The organism is Nocardia brasiliensis IFM 10847 (assembly GCF_000710915.1).
In the GTDB taxonomy this organism is placed as follows: Bacteria; Actinomycetota; Actinomycetes; order Mycobacteriales; family Mycobacteriaceae; genus Nocardia; species Nocardia brasiliensis_A.
Map to the genome: position 1 here is coordinate 1 of NZ_BAUA01000057.1, position 4593 is coordinate 4593.

General features: G+C 65.4%; 8 protein-coding genes. All 8 read left to right on the plus strand.

Translation table 11 applies throughout. The annotated features are described in order from the left end of the window. The coding region (locus tag NBRGI_RS49055; protein WP_370627727.1) for a helix-turn-helix domain-containing protein at positions 1-589 on the plus strand (589 nt) is incomplete at its 5' end. Continuing rightward, on the plus strand, positions 586-930 hold the full coding sequence (locus NBRGI_RS11940; protein ID WP_029895519.1) for a hypothetical protein: 345 nt from the start codon (positions 586-588) through the stop codon (positions 928-930). The genes NBRGI_RS49055 and NBRGI_RS11940, both read left to right, overlap by 4 nt. Continuing rightward, a complete protein-coding gene (locus NBRGI_RS49060) occupies positions 930-1148 on the plus strand; it encodes a hypothetical protein (protein ID WP_235210924.1) in 219 nt (72 codons plus the stop codon). The genes NBRGI_RS11940 and NBRGI_RS49060 overlap by 1 nt, the downstream gene beginning before the upstream one ends. Further along, positions 1145-2473, plus strand: coding sequence for an FtsK/SpoIIIE domain-containing protein (locus NBRGI_RS45105; RefSeq protein WP_051727677.1), 1329 nt, complete (start codon positions 1145-1147; stop codon positions 2471-2473). The genes NBRGI_RS49060 and NBRGI_RS45105 overlap by 4 nt, the downstream gene beginning before the upstream one ends. 11 nt (positions 2474-2484) lie before the next feature. Next, positions 2485-2796, plus strand: a complete 312-nt coding sequence (locus NBRGI_RS11955; RefSeq protein WP_148310784.1) for a hypothetical protein — start codon at positions 2485-2487, stop codon at positions 2794-2796. After that, positions 2793-3182, plus strand: a complete 390-nt coding sequence (locus NBRGI_RS11960; protein WP_148310785.1) for a hypothetical protein — start codon at positions 2793-2795, stop codon at positions 3180-3182. The genes NBRGI_RS11955 and NBRGI_RS11960 overlap by 4 nt, the downstream gene beginning before the upstream one ends. A gap of 2 nt (positions 3183-3184) precedes the next feature. After that, complete coding sequence (locus tag NBRGI_RS11965; RefSeq protein ID WP_029895527.1) at positions 3185-3523, plus strand: hypothetical protein; 339 nt, start codon at positions 3185-3187, stop codon at positions 3521-3523. Beyond that, positions 3517-4593, plus strand: a 1077-nt coding sequence (locus NBRGI_RS11970) for a replication initiator (RefSeq protein WP_370627728.1), incomplete at its 3' end; no start/stop codon positions are given. The genes NBRGI_RS11965 and NBRGI_RS11970, both read left to right, overlap by 7 nt.

Here is a 4593-nt window from a genome sequence, read left to right on the forward strand (position 1 = left end):
GTATGCCCTGCATGTGTGGCTCAACGGCCACATCCGCACTGCGGGTACGCGTGCTTACGCGAAGTGGTCGGCATTGGGGGCGTTGACCCTCGGTGGCGTCGGCCAGGTCGCCTATCACCTGATGCAGGCCGCGCATTGGAGCGTGGCTCCGTGGCCGGTGGTGGTGCTGGTGGCGTGTGTCCCGCCTGCGGTGTTGGGGATGGGTGCGACGTTGGCGCACATGATCAGCCGCGAGAACGACCGCACCGAAGCCGTTGTGCCTGAACCGGTCTCGGCACCTGCACCGGTCGCTGTCCCGGTGACGGCTCCTGCACCGGTGCCTGCTGCACGGAAGCGGCGGACTGCTCGTCGTGATCCTGCGACGGTGGCTCAGGCGGTAGCGATGCGCGCTGAGGGTGCTACCTACACCGAAATCGGTGCGGCACTGGGCATCTCGCCGAGCACTGCGGCGAAGTACGCGCCCAAACCCGTGGTGCAGACCGGGCAACCGCGCCCGTCGACTGCCCGTACTCCTGAACCTGTTCGACCTGCGCAAGCGACGCAGCCGATGTTGCCGCTCGCGATTCCTGCCCTGGGGGGCGTCCGATGATCACCTTCAATTTCTCGTCCAGTCCAGTGTTCCTCGCGACCGTCCTCGGTGTGCCTGCGGTCTCGGTGCTGGCGACCGCGATCCTGCTCACGAGCGACCGGGAACCGGCACCGATGACCGTGCAGAGCGCACCTGGCCCGAATGGCTGCGTGATGTTCTGCGAGGACACCCCGAAGCCGTCGTTCAACGAAGGCAACTGCGCCGAGCCGCCTCCGGGGATCAATATCCGGTTGTGGCACTGCGACCCGATCCGCACTCCGCAACCGAAGACCAAGCCCAAGGCGGTCTCGCGTGCGGGCTGCGTGATGTTCTGCGATGAACGTGAGTGGGGTGAACGGTGATGAGCGCCCCGGTCGCGGGTGGGCTGCGGAACGTGAAATACGTTGCCGCTACACCCTTTCAAACAGTCGCATCGGATGCGCGGGTGTCGTTCCTGGTCGGCGGTACCGAAATCCAACTGGACCTGGCTGCCGCGTCGGATCTGCTGCATGTGCTGCCCAACGTGCTCGCCGAGCACTCGGTTGCCCTGTCCTTCGAACCACTGAGGGGGCTACTGTGATCGCGTTGCTGCCCGAAATCCTCTCGGCCGCCTCGATTCTCGGTGTGGGAGCGTTCGTCGCCTCCTGCGTCACCACCCGCAGGCCGGATGCTCCGACGTTGGCGCAGATTATCGCGGACGCACCGGTGCAGTTGCGTGCGGCGGTGTCGGTGCTGGCCGATCCGCTGCAAACCAACCTGATGCTGCAAGCTCTCGGCCTGGGTTGCCCGGAGTCGGGGTTTCCTCCGCTGGAGTCCTACGACTACACCCGTCACGGCATCGAAGCCGACTTTCTGATGCTGGCCGGTCAGTCCCGCAAGAAGTGGTCCAACGAAGACACCCGGGATGCGTTCGCTCAAGTCCTCGCGGTGCCGAAGGTGACAGTGTCGTTGCCTGCTCCGGGGGTGGTCCGTCTTCAGCTGCGCGTGTTCGACACACTCGCGGCCCCGGCAGCGTTGCCGGGTGGGGTCTCCAACGAAGTAGACCTGGAGGCGGTCCCCGCCGGGCTCACCGAAGACAGTGACGGCGTCCGTATCCCGGTGCTCTACACCCACGGCCTGGGTGCCGGGCTGACCGGCTCGGGTAAGGGCTCGATCATCTGGTCGCTGGTCGCCGGGCTGGCTCCCGCGATCCGCTCGGGCCTGGTCGACCTCTACGGCATCGACCCCAAAGGCGGTGTCGAGTTCGGTCCCGGGAGGGAGTTGTTCGTCCGCTTCGCCTACCAGAGCCCTGAAGACATTCTGGCGTTGCTGGAAGAGGTCGTCGCGCTGATGCGGGAGCGGCAAGCCAAGCTGATGGCGGCCAAGCTGCGCAAGCACACTCCTACCACGGATGAGCCGCTGGTCCTGCTGCTGATCGATGAGTTCGCGGCCCTGTCGGCCTACACCGAACCCAAGACCAAAGCACGCCTGGATGAGCTACTCGGGTTGCTGCTGACCCAGGCACGCGCGACCGCGATTTCGGTGTTCGCGTTCATCCAGGACCCGTCGAAGGAGAACATGCCCCAACGGCAACTGTTCCCGCTGCGGATGGGCCTGCGCCTGGCCGAACCGACTCAGGTCGGCATGGTCTTCGGGACCGGAGCGCGTGATCGTGGCGCGGAGTGCGACGAGATCTCGCCTATGACACCAGGTGTCGGCTACATCGAACAAGACGGCTCGCGGGAGCTGACACGGGTCCGGTTCTACCTGGTCACCGATGACGACATTGCTCGCCTGGTCGACCAGTTCGCGCCACGCCACGAAACGCCCACCATCCCAGTCGAATCCGACGACGAAGCGAGCTTTGATCCGGCAACGTTCGATCCCGATGACCTCGGTGACGGAGAAGGGCCGGTGGCGGCATGAAACGAGGATTCGTGTCCGAGAACCACACGGTCATCTACTGCGACCTGTGCGGGGACATCTACACCGAAGACGGTTCGGAATCGATCTGTTTCGACTCCGTAGCTCAAGCTGTCGCCTACCTGGAATCGCGCTGCGCCGGGGTCGGCTGGATCTACGACGGTGACCGGGTCTGGTGCGACGGCTGCATCACCGCCGATCACTGCGAACGCAACGGCCACCAGTTCCCGGACCTTCGCCCCTCGGGTAAACGGCTGCGCGGCAACACCGTTCGTGAACGCTGCTGCCAGATGTGTGGCATCGCAGAGAGCCAGGTGCAGTCATGACTACCACTACCACACCCGCCTGCCCTGAGCCGGAACCGATGTTCTTCTACGTCGTGGCTCCCAGCCGGGTGCAGCCCGGTGACGTGCTCTACGAGATCAACGGCCGCGTACTGCGGGGCGGCCCGATGTGCATCAAGCAGATCAGGCACACGCCGGCCGAATCCGAGACCCGGACCCGTGCCGGTTGGGAGCTGGTACCGACTACGTCCCGGTTCTCCCGCTTCGTGGATGCCGACGCTCGCCTGAAGGTCGGCCGCTACACCCCGACCCACCGCATCAACCCGATCGTCGCTGCGGCCGCGAAGCCACGCCGGACACCGAAGCGACCCAAACCGGTGGATGCCGATCAGCTGGCCTTGTTCGAGACCCCTGTACGGAAGCGGTAGCCATGACGACTCTCACGCTGCGCCCCCAGGATTGGGCGCTGAGCTGGTGGCGTTACGGGCGCTGCTGGACCCGCCAACTCGCTGCTTGCGGCCTCGTCAACCACACCGCAGACACAGTCGAGGTCCCGGAGCGGGTACGGACCGATATCGGTGCCGAGACCGACCGGGTGTTGGCGCGAATGCTGCCCGGCCAATGCCCCGCCGACTGGTTCAGCCGCTCCCTGGATCTGGCGGCCGCGTTCGGTGCCGATCACTGCCGCACGGACCTCGTCGGCCCGTCGACCGTGGAACTGCTGTTCTACCACGCTGATTCACCCCAGGAAGGAGCGATCCTATGGTGACCGATTGTGGTTCCGCTCCTGCCGCTGGTGTTGCCCCGGATCGTCGGACTGCGGCTGAGCGGCGTGCGTTGCCTGATGTGCGCGCTATCGCTGAGGCTGCTGCTGAAAAGCATGATGTGTGCGCCCGTGTGGTGCCGATGCGTGCCTACGACACACGTACGGGTCGGGTCTCCTACGTTGGTGCTCCGTGCAAGGCCACCGTGGCATCGACGTGCCCGGCGTGTGCCAAGGCCAACAAGTATGTGCGGATGACCCAGTTGAGTGAGGGCTGGTGCGCCGAGCATGAACCCGTGCGCCCCGAGCCGGTGGTCACTGAAGCCCAGGCGCAGGTGCTGGCTGCGCGTGCTGATCAGTTCGGTGCGTATCACGAGGCCCGTCGCGACGGCGATCACGAATTGGCTGATGCGATCAAGGCGTTGGTGGCCGACCTGGATACCGAGCTGCGTGAACTCGGTGTGCGTGGCCGCCTGCCCGCCCTGGAGGAGAAGCCGCGTCGCAAGGCCAAGTCCACTCGCCGCCGTGACGACGTGCCGGACCTGCCACGAAAGAAGGTGGCCCGCACCACGGTCGGGACCGCCTACGCCAACGGCAAGTACCGGCCCTCGACGTTCCACACCTTGACCATGCCCAGCTACGGCCACATCAACCGTGTCCGTGATGTCGAGACCGGCGAGATGGTCTCCGATGGTTCTCCGGTCGACCCCGAGTCCTACGACTACGTGGCTGCTGCCCGCGACATCATGCACGTCAAAGCGTTGTTCGACCGGTGGATTCAGAACCTCCGCCGCGCGGTGGGCTGGAACGTGCAGTACTTCGGCACAGTGGAGCCCCAGAAGCGCGGTGCCCCGCACCTGCATCTGGCGATCCGGGGCTCGATCCCGACGAAACTGCTCTACCAGGTCACCGCGGCGACCTACCGCAACATCTGGTGGCCGCACTTCGACCGTGAGATCTACACCGGAGAGAACATGCCGGTCTGGGACCCGATCGCGGGTACCTTCGTGGACCCGAATACCAAACGGGCACTGACCTACTGGGATGACGCGCTGGCCAAGATGGATGAGGTCGAT